17 protein-coding genes are annotated in these 23,000 nt (G+C 34.0%); 13 read left to right on the top strand and 4 right to left on the bottom strand.

Translation table 11 applies throughout. The features are described from left to right. Positions 1-115: 115 nt before the first annotated feature. From OD803_RS06925 to OD803_RS06910, 4 genes are all read left to right on the top strand, one after another. Positions 116-2,527 carry an alpha-ketoacid dehydrogenase subunit alpha/beta gene (locus tag OD803_RS06925; RefSeq protein ID WP_262732889.1) on the top strand — a complete coding sequence of 804 codons (2,412 nt, stop codon included), beginning with the start codon at positions 116-118 and terminating at the stop codon, positions 2,525-2,527. Between the two features lie 101 nt (positions 2,528-2,628). Then, on the top strand, positions 2,629-5,373 hold the full coding sequence (locus OD803_RS06920) for a T9SS type B sorting domain-containing protein (protein WP_262732888.1): 2,745 nt from the start codon (positions 2,629-2,631) through the stop codon (positions 5,371-5,373). Between the two features lie 31 nt (positions 5,374-5,404). Beyond that, positions 5,405-7,012, top strand: coding sequence for a class I SAM-dependent methyltransferase (locus tag OD803_RS06915; protein WP_262732887.1), 1,608 nt, complete (start codon positions 5,405-5,407; stop codon positions 7,010-7,012). After that, positions 7,009-7,485, top strand: a complete 477-nt coding sequence (locus OD803_RS06910) for a hypothetical protein (RefSeq protein ID WP_262732886.1) — start codon at positions 7,009-7,011, stop codon at positions 7,483-7,485. The genes OD803_RS06915 and OD803_RS06910 overlap by 4 nt, the downstream gene beginning before the upstream one ends. On the opposite strand, the gene holA is transcribed toward OD803_RS06910, so the two are convergent. Further along, the gene (gene holA / locus OD803_RS06905; RefSeq protein ID WP_262732885.1) at positions 7,482-8,486 is read right to left on the bottom strand and encodes a DNA polymerase III subunit delta; all 1,005 of its coding nucleotides are present in this window, start codon (positions 8,484-8,486) and stop codon (positions 7,482-7,484) included. The genes OD803_RS06910 and holA overlap by 4 nt on opposite strands. A 26-nt stretch (positions 8,487-8,512) precedes the next feature. Between holA and OD803_RS06900 the strand changes: the two genes are divergently transcribed. The 3 genes from OD803_RS06900 to OD803_RS06890 all read left to right on the top strand — a co-directional run bounded on the left by OD803_RS06900 (position 8,513) and on the right by OD803_RS06890 (position 10,902). Beyond that, entirely contained in the window at positions 8,513-8,959 is a 447-nt protein-coding gene (locus tag OD803_RS06900; protein WP_134200283.1) for a type I restriction enzyme HsdR N-terminal domain-containing protein, read from the top strand. Next, complete coding sequence (locus tag OD803_RS06895; protein ID WP_262732884.1) at positions 8,956-9,936, top strand: glycosyltransferase family 2 protein; 981 nt, start codon at positions 8,956-8,958, stop codon at positions 9,934-9,936. Before OD803_RS06900 ends, OD803_RS06895 begins: the two co-directional genes overlap by 4 nt. 105 nt (positions 9,937-10,041) lie before the next feature. Continuing rightward, entirely contained in the window at positions 10,042-10,902 is an 861-nt protein-coding gene (locus OD803_RS06890; RefSeq protein ID WP_131507574.1) for an OmpA family protein, read from the top strand. Between the two features lie 51 nt (positions 10,903-10,953). Here OD803_RS06890 and OD803_RS06885 read toward each other — a convergent pair whose 3' ends face one another. Continuing rightward, positions 10,954-11,574: an L-threonylcarbamoyladenylate synthase gene (locus tag OD803_RS06885; protein WP_129760575.1), complete on the bottom strand. Its 621-nt coding sequence runs from the start codon at positions 11,572-11,574 to the stop codon at positions 10,954-10,956. Between the two features lie 148 nt (positions 11,575-11,722). On the opposite strand from OD803_RS06885, the gene OD803_RS06880 reads away from it, so the two are divergent. Together OD803_RS06880 and OD803_RS06875 are read left to right on the top strand one after the other, a co-directional pair. Continuing rightward, positions 11,723-12,682: a hypothetical protein gene (locus OD803_RS06880; RefSeq protein WP_262732883.1), complete on the top strand. Its 960-nt coding sequence runs from the start codon at positions 11,723-11,725 to the stop codon at positions 12,680-12,682. Further along, entirely contained in the window at positions 12,679-13,638 is a 960-nt protein-coding gene (locus tag OD803_RS06875) for a hypothetical protein (protein ID WP_262732882.1), read from the top strand. Before OD803_RS06880 ends, OD803_RS06875 begins: the two co-directional genes overlap by 4 nt. On the opposite strand, the gene OD803_RS06870 is transcribed toward OD803_RS06875, so the two are convergent. Further along, complete coding sequence (locus OD803_RS06870) at positions 13,639-15,951, bottom strand: ATP-dependent helicase (RefSeq protein ID WP_262732881.1); 2,313 nt, start codon at positions 15,949-15,951, stop codon at positions 13,639-13,641. Between the two features lie 147 nt (positions 15,952-16,098). Between OD803_RS06870 and OD803_RS06865 the strand changes: the two genes are divergently transcribed. The 3 genes from OD803_RS06865 to OD803_RS06855 are packed head-to-tail and all read left to right on the top strand — an operon-like array spanning position 16,099 to position 19,478. Further along, positions 16,099-17,367 carry an amidohydrolase gene (locus OD803_RS06865; protein WP_262732880.1) on the top strand — a complete coding sequence of 423 codons (1,269 nt, stop codon included), beginning with the start codon at positions 16,099-16,101 and terminating at the stop codon, positions 17,365-17,367. A gap of 2 nt (positions 17,368-17,369) precedes the next feature. Then, positions 17,370-18,941: an FMN-binding glutamate synthase family protein gene (locus OD803_RS06860; RefSeq protein WP_262732879.1), complete on the top strand. Its 1,572-nt coding sequence runs from the start codon at positions 17,370-17,372 to the stop codon at positions 18,939-18,941. 15 nt (positions 18,942-18,956) lie between these two features. Then, the gene (locus OD803_RS06855; protein ID WP_129760571.1) at positions 18,957-19,478 is read left to right on the top strand and encodes a DUF7935 family protein; all 522 of its coding nucleotides are present in this window, start codon (positions 18,957-18,959) and stop codon (positions 19,476-19,478) included. A gap of 7 nt (positions 19,479-19,485) precedes the next feature. On the opposite strand, the gene OD803_RS06850 is transcribed toward OD803_RS06855, so the two are convergent. Beyond that, complete coding sequence (locus OD803_RS06850) at positions 19,486-20,370, bottom strand: patatin-like phospholipase family protein (RefSeq protein WP_129760569.1); 885 nt, start codon at positions 20,368-20,370, stop codon at positions 19,486-19,488. An 85-nt stretch (positions 20,371-20,455) separates the two neighbouring features. On the opposite strand from OD803_RS06850, the gene recG reads away from it, so the two are divergent. Further along, positions 20,456-22,588, top strand: coding sequence for an ATP-dependent DNA helicase RecG (gene recG, locus OD803_RS06845; protein WP_262732878.1), 2,133 nt, complete (start codon positions 20,456-20,458; stop codon positions 22,586-22,588). The last annotated feature ends 412 nt before the right edge of the window (positions 22,589-23,000 follow it).

The following is a 23,000-nucleotide window of genomic DNA, read 5'->3' as shown; positions in this document are numbered from 1 at the left end:
AGAAATATTAAAAATATTTGCTTTTTTTTGATATATTCTTAATATTATAACAAATTTAGGCGTTGTAAAGAACAGAAAGTTTCCCTAAATTTGCAACTTAAAAATACCTCTATAAATGCATACTGAACCAAACACTATAAACAACATCACTTTTGATGATTTCAAAGCCGAAGTCATAAACGATTACACAATTGCTGTTACAAGCAGAGAATGTAGTTTGTTAGGTAGACGTGAAGTTTTGACTGGTAAAGCAAAATTTGGGATTTTTGGTGACGGTAAAGAAGTCCCGCAACTTGCATGGGCAAAAGCATTTAAAAATGGAGATTTTAGATCTGGTTATTACAGAGACCAAACCTTTATGATGGCTATTGGTGAGCTAACCATTGACCAGTTTTTTGCTGGTTTATATGCACATCCTTCTATTGAAGCTGACCCTATGTCGGCAGGAAGACAAATGGGAGGTCATTTTGGTACTCACAGTTTAGACAAAGATGGTAACTGGAAAAACTTAACTCAACAAAAAAACTCAAGCGCTGACATCTCTCCTACTGCTGGTCAAATGCCTCGTTTATTAGGATTAGCACAAGCTTCTAAAATATACCGAAATGTTAAAGGTATAGACGCTACTAAGTTTTCGGTAAATGGTGACGAAGTTGCTTGGGGAACAATTGGTAACGCTAGTACTAGTGAAGGTTTATTTTTTGAAACCATAAACGCTGCTGGTGTATTACAAGTACCAATGGTAATAAGTATTTGGGATGATGAGTATGGAATTTCTGTACATGCTAAACACCAAACTACTAAAGAAAACATATCAGAAATCTTAAAAGGATTTCAAAGAGACGATAAACATAAAGGTTACGAAATACTTAAAGTTAATGGTTGGGATTATGTAGCATTAATGGAAACCTACCAACAGGCTTCTAAAATTGCAAGAGAAGAGCACGTTCCTGTAATGATTCATGTGGTTGAACTTACACAACCTCAAGGTCACTCTACTTCTGGATCTCACGAGCGTTACAAATCTCCTGAGCGTTTAACTTGGGAAGCTGAGCACGATTGTATTTTAAAAATGCGCCAATGGATGGTTAGCAATAATATTGCTGATGAAGAAACATTAGACAGCATTGATAAAAACATAAAAAAACAAGTAAGAGAAGGTAAAAAAAGAGCTTGGGATGCTTACTTAAAACCAATCAAGCAAGAGCAAAACGAAGTTATTGATATTTTAACTAAGCTTGCATCTTCTAGTCCAAACAAGGTGTTTTTAACAAAACTTGTCAATGATTTATCTGCCATAAAAGAACCTATCAGAAAAGATGTATTTTCTTCTGCAAGAAAAGCACTTCGTTATGTGATTTCTGAAGAATCAGCAGAAAAAACAACATTACAAAACTGGATTAACACTAACTTAGACAGAGTTCAACCAAAATACAGTTCGCATTTATATAGCGAAACCAAACATTCTGTACTAAATATTAAAGAGGTTGAACCAACCTATGATGACAATGCAGAAGAAGTTGATGGACGTTTAATATTAAGAGATAACTTTGATGCCATTTTTGGCAATTATCCTGAAACCTTAGTTTTTGGTGAAGACTCAGGAAATATTGGTGATGTTAACCAAGGCTTAGAAGGATTACAGAAAAAATATGGTGAACTTAGAGTAGCTGATGCTGGTATTAGAGAAGCAACAATTATAGGTCAAGGTATTGGAATGGCAATGAGAGGATTGCGTCCAATTGCTGAAATTCAGTATTTAGACTACCTAATGTATGCACTTCAAATCATTAGTGACGACCTTGCTACATTGTATTACAGAACTTTAGGCAAGCAAAAAGCACCATTAATTATTCGTACTCGTGGACACAGACTTGAAGGTATTTGGCATTCTGGTTCTCAAATGGGCGGAATTTTACATTTAATGCGAGGTGTTAATATTCTTGTTCCTAGAAATATGGTTAAGGCTGCAGGATTTTACAATACGCTTTTAGAAAGTGATGAACCTGCACTTATTGTAGAATGTTTAAATGGTTACCGTTTAAAAGAAAAAATGCCTAATAACTTAGGACAGCTTAAAACACCTGTTGGTGTTGTTGAAACTGTTAAAGAAGGTGCAGACATTACTTTGGTATCCTATGGATCGACACTTCGTATTGTTGAAGATGTTGCTAAAGAGCTTCTAGAAGTTGGTGTTGATGCAGAAGTTATTGACTTACAGTCACTACTTCCACTAGACATTAACCATGATATAGTGAAGAGTGTTAAAAAGACAAACCGATTAATGGTTATTGATGAAGACGTTCCAGGAGGAGCTTCGGCATATATTTTAAACGAAATATTAAATACTCAAGGCGCTTATCAATATTTGGACAGTCAACCTAAAACATTAACAGCTAAAGCACACAGACCTGCTTATGGTACTGATGGTGATTATTTCTCAAAACCTTCTTCCGAAGATATTTTTGAGGCTGTTTATAATGTTATGCATGAAGTAAACCCTTCAAGTTATCCAAAAATTAGGTAATTTGACTTCATTTACTGTTTGATGTATTCAACTTAAAAATCAAATAGTTATATTTACTTATTATAAGTTCTCCTTTTTCAAGGTGAATAAATAGGTTATTCATGATAAGACACTTTTTGTTGATTATTTTTTGTTTAACTACGATTAGCTTGTTTTCGCAAAACGAATCTGCTATTTGGTATTTTGGCTACAATGCTGGTCTTGATTTTAACACTGGAGATGATCCTTCAGTTTTATTAAATGGACAACTCATTACCAAAGAAGGATGCGCTACAATTTCTGATGCTAATGGTAGCTTATTATTCTATACTGATGGTAGAACTGTTTGGGATAGACAACATCAAATTATGCCTAATGGCGAAGGACTTTTAGGACATTCCTCTAGCACAGAATCTGCACTTATTATCCCTAAACCCGGTAATTCAAACTCCTATTACATTTTTACTATTGACAAACCAAGTTATTTTTTAACAGAAGACGAACCTATTGATGGTGTTAATTATTCTGAAGTTGACATGACACTTAACAATGGCTTAGGTGATGTTGTTGATACTCAAAAAAACATACATTTAATCACTTATGACGTTAACAATGCTACTCAAAGCGAATATAAATCTTCCGAAAAAATCACAGCTGTAACACATAGCGACGGAAGCGCTGTTTGGGTTATTACACATTTTAGAAATAAATTTTATGCGTTTTTAGTTGACTATACTGGTGTTGTTGATACTCCTGTTGTTTCTTCGGTTCAACAAATGGTAGAGCCTAGGATTAATGAAGAAGGTGCAAATGTTACTGCTATTGGGTACTTAAAAGTATCACCTGATGGAGAAAAAATTGCAATAGCACATAGCTCAACAAATCTAGGTAGCCCGAGAAACGGAACAAAAAAATCAGGAAAGGTATTATTGTACGATTTTAATAACGCTACAGGTGTTGTAAGCAATCAAAAAAACGTAATTTCAAATACCTATCCTTACGGAGTTGAATTTTCGCCTAATTCAGAGCTACTATATGTTACTACTAGCGTTTTTGATGAGGACGATTTATTTGTTACAAGTTATTTGTATCAATACCAAACCGAGGCTGCTAATGTTGAGACTACACAGCAAACCGTTAACAGCTCTTCAAATGTTGCTGGCGCTTTGCAATTAGCTATTAACGGTAAAATTTACAGAGCAGGATATCCTGTTTTTGGAGAAGGAGAATATCTATCTGTTATAAATAACCCAAATGGTATTGGCTCTGCATGTAACTATTCTCATAATTCTCTTTTTTTAGAAGGAAAAACTGCTCAACTAGGACTTCCGCCTTTTATACAATCTATATTTCTTTACACGTTTGATTACGAGTTTACCTGTCTTGGTGATACCACTCATTTTTTTATAACTTCTGAAGAGCCTTATGATACTGTAGAATGGAATTTTGGTGACGGTCAAACCTCAACTAACGAAGAAGCTTATCATTTTTATGACCAACCAGGAACTTATACAGCTACATTAACCCTATCAATTAATGGTGTTGAATATGACCCAATGGTTAAACAAATAAATATTTCAGAAGCTCCTAATGTAATGCAAAACACTTACGATTTGGTACAATGCGACTCGTATGACAACGACCCAAATGATGGTATTGCAACCTTTAATTTAGCTTTAGCCAATGGACCTTTAACCTTCAACACTTCTGAAGCTATTCAGGTTTACTATTACCATTCTGAAGCAGAAGCTCTAGCTGATGAACACAACTCAAATGCCTTAAACAATGTTTATGAAAATCAATACCAAGGCGAAATATTATATGCCAAAGTATACAAAGCCAATACACAATGTTTTAATATCGCATCAATAAGACTCGAAACCACACAATCAGTTGATTTAAATAGTTTTGAACTTGAAACTTGTGATTTAGATAATTCTGGTATCGCTGAATTTGATTTAAATAATGCAGTTGAGAATATCGTAAACACCCTCAACTTACCTACAAATGTTAATGTTACCTTTCATGAAACACAACAAGATGCTGCTATTGGCATAAATGCAGTACCATTAAACTATACTTCATCTTCTACTAGCCTTTATATTAGAGCTGAAAGCGATAACGTATGTTATGGTGGTGGCGTTTTAGAATTAATTGTTAAAGACTTTCCTTTAATTGACGACCAAACTATTAATGTTTGTCCTTCTGAATTTCCAATAATAATTGATTCTGGTTTAAGTAATAGTGATGTTTCTAACTTTAATTATTTATGGAATACTAATGATACCACCAATCAGATTTACATAAACGAACCTGGTATTTACAATTTAACAATAATTGACCCTGCTTTAAACTGTGAAAAACATATAACTGTTACTGTTAATCAAATTGAAACTGCTCAAGTAGAAAGCATAATTATAAACGATTATGATGTAACTATAAACCTCATCGCCACAATTGGAGATTTTGTATTTTCACTAGATGACCCTAACGGAATCTACCAACCTAGCAATGTATTTACTAATGTAGAAGCAGGATCTCATACAGTATATATTAAAGACCTTTTTAACTGCAATATTAGTTCTGAAACATTTAATATTATTGGGTTTCCTAAATACTTCACACCAAATAACGACGGAAGACACGACACATGGAATATAAAAGGATTAGACTCAAACGATTATCCTGATATTACAATTTACATTTTTAACAGGTACGGTAAACTTCTCAAAGCTTTCAACCCAAATACATCAAATGGTTGGGATGGTTTATTACATGGTAAACTATTAACACCTGACGATTATTGGTATTACTTAAAACTTCCTGAAGGAAAAGAATACAGAGGTCATTTTTCGTTAAAAATATAATCAATTAATAATTTCGATTTACACCAAAACTATGCTCACAAAGCAAGACAAACAGCAATTAAGAAGTAATATTTTTAAACACCTTGATGGTATTGCTACTGCTACTACTGCTCATGCTTTGAATTCAAAAGGAGTATTACAATACCTTTTAGAAAATAAAACATGTAGTCTAACAGAATTAACCGAAAAGTTCAATGCTAACGATGGCTATCTCAATATTGCGTTAAGAATTTTGTCTGCTCAAGGTTGGCTTACTCAGCACCTAGACAATGCCAATGACAAAGTAGATTATGAAATTAATACTAACAGTAAAAAGGCTTTTGAACTTGTTCATTTATATGAAGATGCTGTAAAGCTTTTGGATTACTCGGTTAAATTTCCTGAAGACCGAATTGGCGCAGATGCATTTATTGCTCTTGAACGCATATTCAAAAAATTTGAGCAAAACTTTGGATTAGGCAAAGTAGAAGAAAACAGTATTGAACAACAAATTTTAAAACACATTGAAGGTGTTATTGTTGCTCCTATAATTGTGTTATTAGGAGTTAATGGTTTATTTCATAAATATTTTATGGAAGCCTCTTTTACTGCTGAAGAATACCATAAAGACCCAGAAAGTTTTAAGAAAATATTGGACTTTTTCACACATTTAGATTGGTTTACTAAGAAAAAGAACACCTATCAGTTTACCGACAAAGGATTGTTTTTTGCTAAAAGAGCAAGTGCTTATGGCGTTACTGTATCTTACCTTCCAACCTTTGTAAAACTAGATGAGTTGATTTTTGGAAATCCTATGATTTTAAAAACCGATTCTCCCGATGAAAAGGAAAAACATGTTGACAGAGAAATGAATGTTTGGGGAAGTGGTGGTGCGCATTCAACGTATTTCAAGGTTATAGACGAAGTTATTATTGAACTCTTTAACAAACCCATAGACGAACAACCAAAAGGCATACTAGATATGGGTTGTGGAAATGGTGCGTTTATTCAGCATATATTTGACGTTATCGAGCACCAATCTTCAAGAGGAAAAGTATTAGAAGAACACCCTTTATTATTGGTTGGAGCCGATTTTAACCAAGCTGCTTTAAAAGTTACCAGAGCCAACTTAATTAAAGCTGATATTTGGGCTAAAGTAATTTGGGGAGACATAGGACGTCCAGATTTATTAGCAAAAGATTTAAAAGAAGACTATAACATCGATTTAAAAGACTTACTTAATGTACGCACATTTTTAGACCACAACCGTATTTGGGAAGCTCCAAAAACAACTACTAACAGAGTTAGTCAATCATCTGGTGCTTATGCTTATCAAGGAAAACGCATTAGTAATAATTCAGTAGAAGATTCTCTGCTAGAACATTTACAAAAATGGAAACCTTATGTAGAACGTTTTGGTTTACTCATTATCGAATTACACACCATAAACCCTAAACTCACGGCTGCTAACCTAGGGAAAACCGCTGCTACTGCTTACGACGCTACTCATGGTTATAGCGACCAATACATTATTGAAGTTGATGTTTTTAATAGTATTGCTGAAGAAGCAGGTTTAGTTCCAAGTGAGCATTATTTTTCAAAATTTCCTGATAGTGAACTCGCCACAGTTAGTGTTAACCTACTAAAAGGAAACCTATGAAAGCAGCAACTGTAGTTAGTATTAAAAAAGAATTACAGCATCGTTCTTCTGAAGAATTAATAGAACTCTGCTTACGGTTATCAAAATTCAAAAAAGAAAACAAAGAGCTACTCACCTATTTACTGTTTGAATCTCATGATGAAACAGGATACATTGAAGCTGTAAAATCTGAAATTGATGACTTGTTTGAACAAATTAACACCAACAGCTATTTCTACATTAAAAAAAGTGTCAGAAAAATATTGAGACTCATAAAAAAATACGCACGATACTCACTAAAAAAAGAAACCGAAGTTGAGCTTCTACTCTACTTTTGTAAGCAACTAAAAGCGTTTAAACCTTCAATAAAGCACAATGTAACGCTAACTAACATATATCAAAGACAAATTGTTGCCATTAAAAAAATAGTTGCAACACTACATGAAGATTTACAATACGATTACACTGTAGAATTAGAGCTATTAGAAGCTTAATTCATAATTCTAACCATTAATTCCTTAAGCAAATCGCTTTGCGGTATTGAGTTAGCACCAACACCTTTGCTCTTTACATCAAACTCTCTTAGTGAGTCAATAACAGCACTTACTTTTTTCATTGGATAGTTACGTGCTGCTACAATATATTCGTTAGCAAAATAAGGGTTTATTTTTAATGCAGACGCAACGTTTCTAGACGACTTATCATTTAATCCATGTAACTGCAATAGTTTAGAAAAATAACTATGAAGTAATGAAACTGTAACTACCATTGGATTATCTTTTGGGTTTTCACCAAAATACTTAATAATCTTAAAGGCTTTTTTAGTATCTCTATCTCCAATAGCCTTATGCAATTCAAAATTATTATAATCTTTGCTAATCCCAATATTTTGCTCAATATGCTCAGGAGTAATCTCAGTGCCTTCAGGAAGTACAATCTTTAGTTTTTCAAGCTCATTATTTATTTTGCTTAAATCGGTTCCTAAAAATTCAGCAAGCATCAATGCTGCTTTTGGAGTTATTGAATAGCTTTGACCAGACAACACTCTCCTAATCCAATCTGGCACCTGATTGTCGTATAGTTTTTTGCTTTCAAAGACAACACCATTTTTCTTTATAGCCTTGTAAAGTGACTTTCGTTTATCAATTTTCTTGTACTTATAATTTACAACCAAAATAGTTGTTGGTTGCGGATTTGCAACGTAGGCTTCCAACTTATCAATAGTTCTAGAAAGGTCTTGAGCTTCTTTTACTATAACCACTTGGTGCTCTGCCATCATAGGAAAACGCTTAGCATTACCTATAATATCCTCAACACTCACATCTCTTCCGTAAAGCACCATTTGGTTAAACCCTTTTTCTTCCTCGCTTAAAATATTGTCTTCAATAAATTCTGATAACTTATCTATATAATAAGGCTCCTCACCCATTAAAAAATAAACAGGTTTAATGTGTCCTTTTCGTATATCGCTTACTAATTCTTTGACTTCGTCCATTGAAAAATTTTCACCAAATTTGTAGTGTGCAAAAACTAAATTTTCCTACATACTCGTTTCGATTCAAAAATAACGAAAATAAAGTTTCTATTTTTGATGCTATTCGCAAAAAATTTGTGGTTTTACAACCTGAAGAATGGGTAAGACAACATTGTTTACAGTTTTTAATTGAAGAGAAAAAATACCCAAAATCTTTAATTAATGTTGAAAAAGAATTAACGGTCAACGATTTACGAAAACGCTACGATATAGTCGTTTATAACCCAAACGGACAAATACATTTGGTTGTAGAATGTAAAGCTCCAAAAATTAATATTGACCAGACCGTCTTTGATCAAATTGCACGTTATAATTTAGAGTTAAACGCAACCTATTTAATGGTTACCAACGGAATTAATCATTATTATTGCCAAATGGACTTTGAAAATGAACGCTATGTGTTTTTAAGAGACATTCCTGAATATCAAAAATGAAAATAGCTGTCGTCATACTTAATTGGAACGGAAAAGAACTTTTAGAGCAGTTCTTACCATCGGTTGTTGCTTATTCTCAAAATGCTGATATTTACGTAGCTGATAATGCTTCAACAGATAACTCCGTTGAGTTTTTAAAAACAGAATATCCTAACATTAAAGTTATTATCAATTCTACAAATGGTGGTTATGCCAAAGGCTATAACGATGCTCTTAATACTATTGATGCTGATGTATTTTGTTTACTCAATAGCGATGTAGAAGTAACTCCTAATTGGCTTACACCCATTCAAGAGGCTTTTAACAACGATAAAAACATTGCCATTGCGCAGCCAAAAATTTTAGATTACAAACAAAAAGACCATTTTGAATATGCTGGAGCTGCAGGAGGCTATCTAGATAAATATGGTTACCCTTTTTGTAGAGGTCGTATCTTTAACACTCTTGAAAAAGATAATGGTCAATACAATGATATTGCTACTATTTTTTGGGCAACAGGTGCTTGTTTATTTATAAAGCGATCTGTTTTTGGTGAACTCAATGGGTTTGATGAAGACTTTTTTGCCCACATGGAAGAAATTGATTTGTGCTGGAGAGCCTATAACAAAGGGTATACAACAAAATACATTGGCACATCAAGCATATACCATGTTGGTGGTGCAACACTTAAAAACTCTAATGCTAAAAAAACATATTTAAACTTTAGAAATAGTTTTTATACCTTAGTTAAAAATGCTCATGGCTCAATAATACCAAAAGTGTTTACTAGGTTACTTTTAGATGGTATAGCTGGCATCAAGTTTTTACTAGAATTTAAGCCTCAGCATTTTTTAGCAATCATTAAAGCACATTTTGCATTTTACGCAAAACTTCCTAAGCTTTTAAAATTTCGAAATTCACAAAAAAAGAAAGAAAATTACTACCATAAAAAATCTATAGTGTGGTCTTATTACGTAAATAAGGATAAAAGATTTTAATTGTTTATAAAATTGTTAAAGTTTTTGTTAACATATACCAAACGGAGTAATCTTTTATATAATTTTGGTATGTTAAATTACAAATTATTTAATCACACACTAATTATGAAAAAACTAATGTTATTAAGTGTTTCAGCTATGTTGCTTTTTGGATCATGTGTATCTAAAAAAGAATATGCAGCACTTGAAGCGAAACAACAAGAAACACAAGACCTATTAAATACTGCAACTGTTAAATTAAACAGCTGTTTATCTGATAAGGCTTCTGCGATTGCAAGAGCTGAAGCTTTAGAAGACAGAATTTCTGACTTAAAAAAATCTAACGACAACCTAATTCAAAGTAACAAGGATTTAACGATTCTTACTTCAAAAGGTGCTTCTAACGTTGAAAAAACTTTAGAAAGCATGAAAGAAAAAGACCTTAAAATCTCTCGTTTACAAGATGCTATCACTAAAAAAGATAGTGTAATGTTGGCTTTAGTAACTAGCTTGAAAAAAGAAGTTGGTATTAACGATCCTGACATTGAGGTAAACGTAGAAAAAGGAGTTGTATTTATTTCAATTGCTGACAAACTTTTATTTAAAAGCGGAAGCTATGTTGTAAACGAGCGCGCTAAAGAAGTTTTAGGTAAAGTTGCTAAAGTAGTTAACAGCAAACCAAACTTTGAGTGTATGGTAGAAGCACACACTGACCCTGTTCCTTACAACAAACCACCATTGGTTGACAACTGGGATTTAAGTGTTAAACGTGCTACATCTGTAGTTCGCGTACTTGAAGATTTAGGTGTTTCTTCATCTAAACTTATTGCTGCAGGTCGTGCAGAGTTTGTTCCTGTTGCATCTAATGACACTGCTGAAGGTAAAGCAGCTAACCGTCGTACTAGAATTGTGATTTTACCAAAAATCGATGAGTTCTACGATATGATTGAAAAAGAAATGAAAAACTTAGAAGCTGGTACTAACTAATTGCTTCTTTATAGAAAAAGAAAAGCTCAACCATTGGTTGAGCTTTTTTATTTAAAATATCTCCAAACTCCCTTTACCTTCCCTAACAATAATTGGTTCTTCTTCTGAAAGGTCAATAACAGTGGATGCTTCATTATCTCCATAACCTCCATCAATCACCAAGTCAACTCGGTTATTCCATTTTTCCAATATAAGCTCAGGATCAGTAGTGTATTCCAAGACTTCATCTTCATCACGTATCGATGTTGAAATAATAGGATTACCTAATTGCTTCACAATTTCTAAAGCAATAGTATTATCAGGCACACGAATACCTACTGTCTTTTTCTTTTTAAAAGCATTTGGTAAGGTCTTCGCTCCTGGTAAAATAAACGTATAAGGACCTGGTAATGCTCGTTTTAAAATCTTAAAAGTTGTGGTATCTATTTGCTTAACATAGTCACTTAAATTGCTTAAATCATGACAAATAAATGAAAAGTTAGCTTTATCTAACTTCACGTTTTTTATTTGAGCAATACGCTCTAAAGCCTTAGTATTGGTAATATCACAACCTAAACCATAAACCGTATCTGTTGGATAAATAATCAATCCACCATTTTTAAGCACCTTAATCACTTTAGCAATTTGCTTAGGATTAGGATTCTCCGCATAAATTTTCACAAATTCAGCCATAAATATGTATCTTACAGTTACATTACAAAGTAAAGCATTTTTATGATGTAATGCATATAAACATATTTTGATACTAATTAAAACACTTACAAAAGCACATTTACTATAAAAACATGTAACAATATTCAATTTTTAGAGTCTTAACTATATGCAAAAGATACTACTCATAGTCATACTTTTTATCACTACAGGAAAAGCGTTTTCCAATTTTAAAGTAGAGTATGTATCTTTTACCGAAGCTGAAATTATAAACGATTATACTACTAGAATTCCCTTTAAGCTTATTGACCATTTAATTGTTGTTGAAGCTAAACTGTTAGGTAAAGAAGGTAATTTTATAATAGATACTGGCTCTGAAACTTTAATTTTAAACAAAGTTCATTTCCCAATAAAATACAGTCACAATAAAAAGAAAAACGAAACGTCTGGTGTAGTAAATATTGTTGACGACCCTTTAGAAAGACAACTCAGTCAGTTTGTAATTCAAAATTTGATTTTGGAAAACAAAACCTCTGATGTTATTGACCTTTCTCACATTGAAAGAACAAAAAAAATGAACCTTTTAGGTGTTATTGGTTATAACATACTGAAAGACTACGAAGTATTTATAGATTTATACTTAAACCAAATTACACTTACTAAAACAGATAGGTTTGGCGAAAAACTAGACAAGCATGTTTATCTAGAAAAAATAACAGATAGCATTGATTTCAAATTAAAAAACCATACTATTGTACTCAACGCAACAGTAAATGGTCAAAACTTAAAAATGGGATTGGATAGTGCTGCTGAGCTAAATCAAATAAACAAATCAGTTAGTAAAAAGGTTTTAAAATATTTTCATCCTAAAGAAAGACTCATGCTTACAGGAGCAAGTAATTCCAAAATTGAAGTTTTGGCAGGGAAATTGCATCGTGTTAAATTGAGTGAAACTATTTACTTTGGCCCAATGAACACAATATTGACCAATTTAAGTAAAATGAATGAAGCCTTCGGAACTAAATTAGATGGTGTTTTAGGCTTTGAGTTTTTTCAGCAGAAAAGAACAATTATAAACTATAAAAAAGAAAAACTTTACTTCGTAAAGCATCCAAACATAAAGGATTGAAATTAGTCATAACATATTTATGCCTTTGCTTTTTAAGCTTAAACCTCGTAGCACAAAATGGCAACACTTTAGGCTACAAAATTGAAGGTGAAGAGGTCGTGTTTACTTTTGATGTTAGAGACTACAAAGAATACACCAATGAGCATACTGGTAGAAAGATGGATTTTAAAGACTTTGACATTGAAAATGTTGTCGTTTCTGGAGAATTCAACCTTTGGTCTAGAGACAAATGGAAAATGAACAAAGTAGGTGAATACACTTATGAATTAAGAAAAAAACTTTCTGATTTTACTGATGAATTTTCTTGGGAGTTTAAGTTTGTAATAAACAATTCATATTGGGCAGAACCTAGCAACAAGGTATCCAATATTGCTCCTGCAGTTGATAACCACGGAAACAATTACCACACATACAATCTTAAGATTTACACTGCTGTTCCTGATCCAAACGGAAATGCATGTTTTAAATTAAATGGTTATGAGAACGCAAAAAGTGTAATCTTAAGCGGAAGTTTTAACCGTTGGGATGAACACTTATTTAAAATGATCAAAACAACTAATGGCTGGGAACTTACCCTAGATTTAAAACCAGGAGAATATCAATACAAGTTTATAGTTGATGGTAACTGGATAGAAGACCCTGATAATCCTTCTAAAAAAAGAAACGAGTATGATGGTTACAACTCTGTCATCAACATACAAGTTCCTGTTACATTCAATCTTTTTGGTTTTAAAGACGCTAACAATGTAATTCTTACTGGTTCTTTTAATGATTGGAACGAGCACGAAATAAAAATGACCAAAACCGACAAAGGATGGACATCTACCATACTTCTATCTGGCGGAAAACATCACTACAAATACATTGTTGATGGCGAGTGGATTGTTGACCCAAACAACTCTATAAAAGAATATGATGGTCATGGACACATCAATTCTGTAAAAATGGTTAAATAATTAACCCAACACTTGCAGTTTAGCAAATCGTAACAACAGCTTTTTTACACCTCCATTTTCAAAATTGATTTCTGCTTTTGTATCAGCGCCTTGACCTTCAATTTTAAGCACTTCACCTTTACCAAACCTAATATGCTCCACAATATTTCCTACAGTAAGTTTACCATCAAACAGATTCACTCCATCGTTTGTGGTTTTTGATATAGGTTTCAATTTAGGTGGAGCTACAAACTTAGGAGGCTTTTTTTCTGATTTTCGCTTAATAGGTTTCTTAAAACGAATTTTATCAGGTTCAACATCACCAAAAATATCAGGATTCAACATAGGGTTTTGCCTTGGGTCGTTTACTGGAGTTAATACCTCTAAGTACTGATCATCAATTTCTTCAATAAATCGACTTGGTTCAGCATCAATTAATTTTCCCCAACGGTACCTCGAAAGTGTATAGGTTAAGTAAGCTTGCTTTTCTGCTCTAGTTAATGCCACATAAAACAAACGTCGCTCCTCCTCTAGTTCACTACGCGTATTCATACTCATGGCACTCGGAAATAAATCTTCTTCCATACCTACAATATACACATAAGGGAACTCCAAACCTTTAGCCAAGTGAATGGTCATCAACGCTACTCTATCGTCATCACCTGTGTCATTATCTAAATCGGTAGCTAGAGCAACATCTTCTAAAAACTCGGTTAAAGAACCTGTAGTGTCTGCCAATTCTTTTTGTTCTTCAACAAAATCCTTAATACCATTTAAAAGTTCTTCAATGTTCTCCATTCTAGCGATACCTTCAGGAGTACCATCTTTATTGAACTCTCTTATCAATCCGCTAGCTTTAGTGACGTGTTCAGCAAGTTCAAAAGCATTAGCATTTTGGTTCATGACCTGAAAACTCTCAATCATAGTTACAAAATCCTGAAGTTTGCCTTTAGTACCAGAGTTGATTTTTATATCAACCTTATCTAGGTTTTGTAAGACTTCAAATATTGAACGGTTATAACCATTTGCTGCAACCACCAATCTATCAATAGTGGTTTGCCCAATACCTCGTGCAGGAAAATTAATCACACGTTTAAGCGCTTCCTCATCGGCTGGATTAATAATCAACCTTAAATACGAAAGCACATCTTTAATCTCTTTACGTTGGTAAAAGGATAAACCTCCATAAATTCGGTATTCAATTCCTCGTTTACGAAGCGCATCTTCCATTGCACGCGATTGCGCATTGGTACGATACAGTATGGCAAAATCTTTATTTTTAAGCTGATTATTCATCTTATTCTCAAAAATAGAACTCGCCACATAACGACCTTCGTCACCATCGGTCATTAAACGGTTAACCTTTATTTTAGGACCTTCATCATTAGCTGTCCAAACTACTTTATCTAGCTTGGTTTGGTTTTTATCAATAATAGAGTTTGCTGCATTAACAATGTTTTTTGTAGAACGGTAATTTTGCTCTAACCTAAACACTTTTACATCATCATAATCGCGTTGAAAATTCAAGATGTTATTAATGTTTGCGCCACGAAACGCATATATACTTTGCGCATCATCACCAACCACACATATATTTTGAAAACGATCAGAAAGTGCTCTTACAATCAAATACTGCGAATGGTTAGTATCCTGATACTCATCAACCAAAATATATCTAAAACGATCTTGATATTTGGCAAGCACATCAGGAAAACGAGTTAAAAGCTCATTGGTCTTCAACAATAAATCATCAAAGTCCATAGCACCTGCTTTAAAGCATCTCTCTACATAGTTTTTATAAATATCACCTAATCTTGGTCGTCGAGCAGCAGTATCAGCTTCAATAAGCTCTGGATTATTAAAATAGGCTTTAACTGTAATTAAGCTGTTTTTATACGAAGAAATTCTGGATCTTACCTGCTTGTACTTATATACATCTTTATCAAGATTCATTTCCTTAATGATCGAAGAAATCAATCGATCAGAATCTTGTGTATCATAAATAGTAAAGTTACTTGGATAACCTAACCTATCGGCTTCAAACCTTAAAATTTTAGCAAAAACCGAGTGAAATGTTCCCATCCAAAGGTTTTTAGCTTCGCTATTTCCAACTATATCTGCAATACGCGATTTCATTTCGCGAGCAGCTTTATTTGTAAAGGTTAATGACAAAATATTAAACGCATCAACGCCTTGACTCATTAAATACGCTATTCTATAAGTAAGCACACGTGTTTTTCCTGAACCTGCTCCTGCTATTACAATCATAGGTCCATCTTTTTGCAATGTAGGTGCTAATTGTGCATCATTTAACTGACTTAAATACTTCTCCAATTCAATTTCATTTTAAAGTGTGAAAATAACCAATGTTACTTAGTTACATAAACAGTTTTATTAATAATTATAAACAATTAAAGTATTGTAAAAAGGCTTTGACAAATTTTAAATATATTTAGAGTTCAAAACGTAAATAGATACTTCATGAAATTTCTACCAGCTTTATGTTGCCTTATCATTTCAAGCGCATTTTCGCAAACTACTTTAGAGCAAGATATTATTGATATTGAACCAAAAGTTATTGAATGGAGACACCATTTTCATCAAAATCCTGAATTGTCAAACCGAGAGTTTAAAACTGCTAAAAAAATTGCTGAGCACTTAAAATCTTTAGGGTTTGAAGTGCAAACAGGAGTCGCAAAAACAGGAGTTGTAGGTATTTTAAAAGGTGACCTTCCAGGAAAAGTAGTGGCACTTAGAGCTGATATTGATGCTTTACCTGTTACCGAAAGAAATGATTTACCCTTTAAATCGGAAGTTAGAGATACCTTTTTAGGCACTGAAACTGGTGTGATGCATGCTTGCGGACACGATACGCACATTTCAATTTTAATGGGAGTTGCTGAAGTATTTTCAAAACATAAAGACAAGATTAAAGGAACTATTAAATTTATTTTTCAACCTGCTGAAGAAGGTCCTCCTCCTGGAGAAGAAGGCGGAGCATCTTTAATGGTTAAAGAAGGCGTTTTAGAAAATCCAAAAGTGGATGCTATTTTTGGTCTTCATATTAACTCTGCTACTCCTGTTGGTACCATAAAATACAAACCTGGAGGCATGATGGCTGCTGTAGAGCGTTTTGTAGTGAATGTAAAAGGCAAGCAAACTCACGGTTCGCAGCCTTGGGGAGGAGTTGACCCTATTTACATTTCCGCTAAAATTATTGATGGCTATCAAAGTATCATCAGTAGAGAATCTAATTTATTGGTTGAACCTGCTGTTATTACTGTTGGTAAAATTACAAGTGGTGTACGTTTTAATATTATTCCTGAAAGCGCTGAACTTATTGGGACTGTTAGAACCCTAGATGCTGATATGCGAACCAAAATTATTACGCGAATGACCGAAATGACTGAAACCATCGCCAAAGCTTATGGTGGTGAAGCAACTATTGAGTTTCAAGAAAACACACTTGTTACCTATAACGACCCAGATTTAACCTCACAAATGTTACCTTCGCTAGAAAAAGCAGCAGGAAAAGATAATGTTAAACTTATGAAAGCAGTTACAGGAGGTGAAGACTTCTCTTATTTTCAAGAGGTTGTTCCTGGGCTTTACTTTTATTTAGGCGGAATGACACCAGGAAACACTGAAGCGTTTCCTCACCATACTCCAGATTTCAAAATTGATGACAATGGATTGATTTTGGGTGTTAAAGCCATGACATACTTAGCATTAGACTACTTAAACAATTAATAATGAATACGTTTTTAGATTTTATAAGCAGCATAAGCTGGTGGATGTGGATGTTAATCGTTTTAGCTTTAGTTGCTATAAGAGACATCTTTTTACAAAGAAAACACACCATAAGCCATAATTTCCCTGTTATTGGACATTTTAGATATATTTTAGAACGCATTGGTCCTGAACTTAGACAATATCTTGTAGCAAACAATAGAGAAGAATTACCTTTTAACCGTATTGAACGTGGTTGGATTTATGCGTCTGCTAAAAAAGAAAATAACTACGAAGGATTTGGAACTGATAGAGATATTTATTCGCATCATCACATCTTTATCAACAATGCAATGATGCCTTATAAAATTGAAAAAGACCATCCCAATGCTGTTGACAAAACGTTTTTACCTTGTGCAAAAGTTATTGGTGCTTACAACAAGCGAAAAAAACCGTTTAGACCTGCATCTGTAATTAATGTTTCAGCTATGAGTTTTGGTTCTTTATCTGCCAAAGCGGTAGAGTCTCTCAACAAAGGTGTTCATATAGCTGGAGCATACCACAATACAGGTGAAGGTGGTTTGTCTCCTTACCACTGTAATGGTGGTGATGTTATGTTTCATTTTGGAACAGGTTATTTTGGAGTAAGAGATAGCGACGGTAACTTTTCAATGGAAAAATTAGTGCAGTTAGTTAATGATAATCCACATGTAAAAGCCATAGAAATTAAGCTTTCCCAAGGTGCAAAACCTGGAAAAGGTGGTGTACTTCCTGGAGCAAAAATCACTGAGGAAATTGCACGCATACGTCATGTAGAAGTTGGTAAAGACGTGTTATCACCTCCTAACCATTCAGCGTTTTCCAACGTTCCTGAAATGGTTGATTTTATTGAAGCCATTGCTGAAGCAACAGGTTTGCCTGTAGGTATAAAAGCTGCTATTGGAAAACTAGACCAATGGGAAGAACTTGCTGATATAATGAAAACCAAAGGTCATGGACCAGACTTTATAACTGTAGATGGTGGCGAAGGTGGTACAGGTGCTGCTCCACCAAGTTTTGCTGACCACGTTTCATTACCTTGGGTTTATGGCTTTAGCGATTTATACAAACTATTTCAGAGAAAAGGTTTAAGTGAACGTATTGTATTTATTGGAAGTGGAAAACTAGGATTTCCTGCAAAAGCTGCAATGGCTTTTGCTATGGGAGTTGACTGTATTAACGTTGCCAGAGAAGCCATGATGAGTATTGGTTGTATCCAAGCACAAATTTGTCATACCAATCATTGTCCTAGTGGTGTTGCCACCCAAAGCAAATGGCTACAAAGTGGTATTGATGTAACTTTAAAGTCACATCGATTAGCGCAATATTTTAAAACCTTTAGAAAAGAGTTTATAGAAATTACACATTCCGCAGGTTACGAGCATCCTTGTCAGTTTAAAATGAGTGATATTGATGTAAATGTAGACGACCATAACCTGTCTAAAGAATTAAATTTAACCTATCACTACGAAAAAACTCCTGTGCCTTTTAAAAGTATGCAAGATTTAAAAGATTGCATATATTTGGGAGGTCAATATAAAAACCAAAATACCTAACCTAACTAAAACACTATGGAAGTTGAAAAAATATTTGAAGTATTATTGTATGCTGTTCCTGCCCTAATTACTGGAATGATTGCTTATTACTTTTTTAAAGAACACACTAAAAACGAAGATGGTAGAAGACGCTTTTTATTACATAAAGACATACAAGTAAACACACTTCCTATCCGCTTACAAGCCTATGAAAGAATGGCTTTGTTTTTAGAGCGTATCACACCTTCAAAATTACTGATTAGAGTTATCCCAAACTCCTCAAATAAAGAAGATTACGAATCTTTAATTATAGCAACTATCGAACAAGAGTTTGAGCATAATTTATCACAACAAATCTACATGACTGATGAATGCTGGAACATTATTGCAGCAGCAAAAAATGCCACTATTCAACTGATAAGAAAAGCAAGTCTTTTAGAAAAAACTGACACTGCCAATAAACTTAGAGAAGTTGTTTTAACCGAAATGATGGAAAAGCGAGCTCCTAGTGACGCTGCATTATCTTACATAAAACAAGAAGTAAGCGACATGTGGTAAAACTCCACTACCTTTCATTTCTTGCTTTTGCATAATCATAACCTAATTGCCACCATTTAGTCATCAAACGCTTACTGAAAATTAAGGAGTTTTCAGTAAGGTCTGTTGGCGTATAGTACAAATTCAGCTTTACGCCTTTATTTCGCGCTGCAAGCTTGCCTATAACTATATCATTACGCTCCACTTGGTTAAGCAAATGCCCAAATAGGTTAATCATTAAGGAAAATGGGTTTTTACCCAACACCTTCAACCTATCCATTTGTTCAGCTTCTAAAACAATAGCATCAATTTCAGTTGCTCCACGTTGTATAGCCTCACGTATTGGCACTACACAACCCAAACCACCATCAGCATATTCATAACCGTTCACTTTAGCTAAAGACATAAACGGTATATAATTGCAAGAAATCCATATCCAATTACAAAACTCTTCATACGAGTAATCGTTAATAGACTTGTACTCTACTGTGTTTTTAGAAAGGTTAGACACTGTCACTACAACATCCTCTTTGGTGTCTTTTATCTTTAAAAACTCTTCTTTAGTAAAATTCTTCCTAATATTCCTCCTTAGTGATTTACTCTCTCCAAAGGTGCGTTTCATTCGAATAAACTGCCATAAAGAGTTCACAAAATCAATAGACACAAACTCTCTTCCGTCTTTTTCACGCTGCACAAAAGGACTTACACTAAAAATATCACTCTGTTGCACATTAGTAAAAATATCATACAACTTACCAATATCGTTGACAGCCAAATGAGGTATTAACAAACTTCCTGTAGAAGTTCCTAAATACATATCGTAAGTTTTCCCCTGACCCTCAATAAGGTACTGCGCAACTCCTCCTGCATACGCACCTTTACTTCCGCCACCTGATATTACTAATGCTCGCATTTTATTTGTTTTCTGCTCATTTTAGAGTTCCAAAATACAAAAAATCAAGTTTTATCTTTCAAGTATTAGAATTATATTCGTTACCATGAATACCAATCTTCAAACACCTATAGATTACCTTAAAGGCGTTGGACCAAATCGAGCCGATTTACTCCGTAAAGAGCTTGGTATTCACACCTATCAAGACTTAATCAACTTATTTCCAAATCGATACATAGACCGAACCCAATATTACAAAATCAACCAACTGCAACGCAACAACGCTGACGTACAGGTTATTGGAAGAGTTACTAGCTTTAAAGAAATCGCTCAAAAAAGAGGTAAACGACTAGTTGCCACGTTTCAAGACGATACTGGAGTTATGGAGTTGGTTTGGTTTAGAGGTCAAAAATGGATTAGAGACAGCATAAAACCAAACACAACTTATGTGATTTTTGGAAAAACCAATTGGTTTAATGGCACATTTAGCATGCCTCACCCTGAAATGGAACTGCTTGAAGAACACGAAAAGAATTTGCGCTCTGCAATGCAACCTATTTACCCTTCAACTGAAAAGCTATCCAATAAAGGCATCACCAATAGAGTAATTAGTAAAATTATGCAGAATCTGTTCCTGGAAACCAAAGGCAGATTTTCGGAAACCTTATCTGAAAATTTACTTTCCGAACTTAAATTACTCTCAAAAAGCGAAGCACTTTTTAACGTGCATTTTCCAAAAAACCAAGAGCTATTATCTCGCGCTCAATTCCGATTAAAATTTGAAGAATTATTCTACATTCAACTGCAACTTATTCTAAAAAATCTAATCCATAAATCAAAAATTAAAGGCTTTCCATTTGAAAAAGTTGGCGACTATTTCAACACCTTTTTTAAGGAACATTTACCCTTTGAATTAACCAATGCTCAAAAGCGAGTTCTCAAAGAAATTAGAGCCGATTTAGGCAGTAATGCACAAATGAACCGATTATTACAAGGTGATGTTGGTTCTGGGAAGACCATAGTTGCGCTAATGTCAATGTTAATCGCACTTGACAACGGTTTTCAAGCTTGTTTAATGGCTCCAACTGAAATTTTGTCAGTTCAGCACTATAATGGCTTATCAGAGTTTTGCAATAAACTGAATATCAGTATAAAATTATTAACTGGTTCAAGTAACACTTCAGAACGAAAAGAAATCCATGAAAATCTTGAAAATGGCAATTTACAGATTTTAATTGGCACTCACGCACTGCTTGAAGATAAGGTAAAATTTAAAAATTTAGGGCTTGCAATTATAGACGAGCAACATCGATTTGGAGTCGAACAAAGAAGCAAATTATGGAGAAAAGGCCCAGAGGCATCTTCTGATAATGAAAGGGCAACTACTCCTCCACACATTTTAGTGATGACTGCAACACCAATTCCGCGAACTTTAGCAATGTCGGTTTATGGTGATTTAGACATCTCAGTAATTGACGAATTACCTCCAGGAAGACAATCTATAAAAACAGTACATCGTTACGATAAAAATAGACTTCGTGTGTTTCAGTTTATAAGAGATGAAATTAAAAAAGGCAGACAAGTGTATGTGGTATATCCATTAATTCAGGAAAGTGAGAAAATGGATTACAAAGACCTTATGGATGGTTACGAAAGCATTTCTAGAGACTTTCCTATGCCTGAATACCAAATCTCCATTGTACACGGAAAGATGAAACCAGCCGATAAGGATTACGAAATGCAACGTTTTGCTAAAGGCGAAACACAAATTATGGTTGCCACTACAGTAATTGAAGTTGGTGTAAACGTTCCTAACGCCTCTGTTATGGTTATTGAAAGTGCTGAACGCTTTGGGTTATCGCAATTGCACCAGTTAAGAGGTCGTGTTGGTCGTGGTGCCGAACAAAGCTATTGCATTTTAATGACGAGCCATAAACTAAGTAACGACAGTAAACTACGTTTAGAAACCATGACCAGAACCAGTGATGGCTTTGAAATTGCCGAAGTTGACCTTAAACTTCGTGGTCCTGGTGATATTATGGGAACCCAACAAAGTGGTGTACTCAACCTTAAAATTGCCGATATTGTTAAAGACAAAGACATCTTGCAAAGCGCTCGCTTTTATGCTAAACGCGTTTTAAACAGCGACCCAACTCTAGGCTTACCAGAACACAAAGTGCTACTCCACACCTACAGGCAATTGAGCAAATACAAAAACATGTGGAATTATATTAGCTAAAAAAAGCCCAACTAAAATGCTGGACTTAAAAACATAACTGCTCGTTTTTAATTGATTGATTGTCTTAAAATTAGACCATTACCTACCTCACTGCTGTTAGCAATTTGTTAAAGTACTGTATACAACTGTTAATTAACGCTTTTTTAAGAATACATCTGTTAATAACAATTCATAAGATAACTGCATGACTGTCATATAAAAAAACTAAATTCGTCGAGAGTTGATATGGATAGTTAAAACTATTCATATCTTTATTATTGGCTTTAATTTAAACGAAATGCCTTGCTACAAAGAATTTCCCGAACAAGTAAAAAACCTATCATCTGAATTTATGGATGATAATAAATTGTCGTTATCTGAAATTAAGAATGATTATTATGTGCGCTTTTCGAGTAATGATTGGAATGTTGTT

Source organism: Gaetbulibacter sp. NE (genome assembly GCF_025548475.1).
GTDB lineage: Bacteria > Bacteroidota > Bacteroidia > Flavobacteriales > Flavobacteriaceae > Gaetbulibacter_B > Gaetbulibacter_B jejuensis.
Note: the sequence above shows the minus strand (reverse complement) of the source record. Positions and strands in the feature narration are given on the sequence as shown.

Coding starts and splice junctions, on each gene's coding strand:
- OD803_RS06925 (WP_262732889.1), top strand. CDS start 116: ATGCATACTGAACCAAACACTATAAACAACATCACTTTTGATGATTTC.
- OD803_RS06920 (WP_262732888.1), top strand. CDS start 2,629: ATGATAAGACACTTTTTGTTGATTATTTTTTGTTTAACTACGATTAGC.
- OD803_RS06915 (WP_262732887.1), top strand. CDS start 5,405: ATGCTCACAAAGCAAGACAAACAGCAATTAAGAAGTAATATTTTTAAA.
- OD803_RS06910 (WP_262732886.1), top strand. CDS start 7,009: ATGAAAGCAGCAACTGTAGTTAGTATTAAAAAAGAATTACAGCATCGT.
- holA (WP_262732885.1), bottom strand. CDS start 8,486: ATGGACGAAGTCAAAGAATTAGTAAGCGATATACGAAAAGGACACATT.
- OD803_RS06895 (WP_262732884.1), top strand. CDS start 8,956: ATGAAAATAGCTGTCGTCATACTTAATTGGAACGGAAAAGAACTTTTA.
- OD803_RS06890 (WP_131507574.1), top strand. CDS start 10,042: ATGAAAAAACTAATGTTATTAAGTGTTTCAGCTATGTTGCTTTTTGGA.
- OD803_RS06885 (WP_129760575.1), bottom strand. CDS start 11,574: ATGGCTGAATTTGTGAAAATTTATGCGGAGAATCCTAATCCTAAGCAA.
- OD803_RS06880 (WP_262732883.1), top strand. CDS start 11,723: ATGCAAAAGATACTACTCATAGTCATACTTTTTATCACTACAGGAAAA.
- OD803_RS06865 (WP_262732880.1), top strand. CDS start 16,099: ATGAAATTTCTACCAGCTTTATGTTGCCTTATCATTTCAAGCGCATTT.
- OD803_RS06860 (WP_262732879.1), top strand. CDS start 17,370: ATGAATACGTTTTTAGATTTTATAAGCAGCATAAGCTGGTGGATGTGG.
- OD803_RS06855 (WP_129760571.1), top strand. CDS start 18,957: ATGGAAGTTGAAAAAATATTTGAAGTATTATTGTATGCTGTTCCTGCC.
- OD803_RS06850 (WP_129760569.1), bottom strand. CDS start 20,370: ATGCGAGCATTAGTAATATCAGGTGGCGGAAGTAAAGGTGCGTATGCA.
- recG (WP_262732878.1), top strand. CDS start 20,456: ATGAATACCAATCTTCAAACACCTATAGATTACCTTAAAGGCGTTGGA.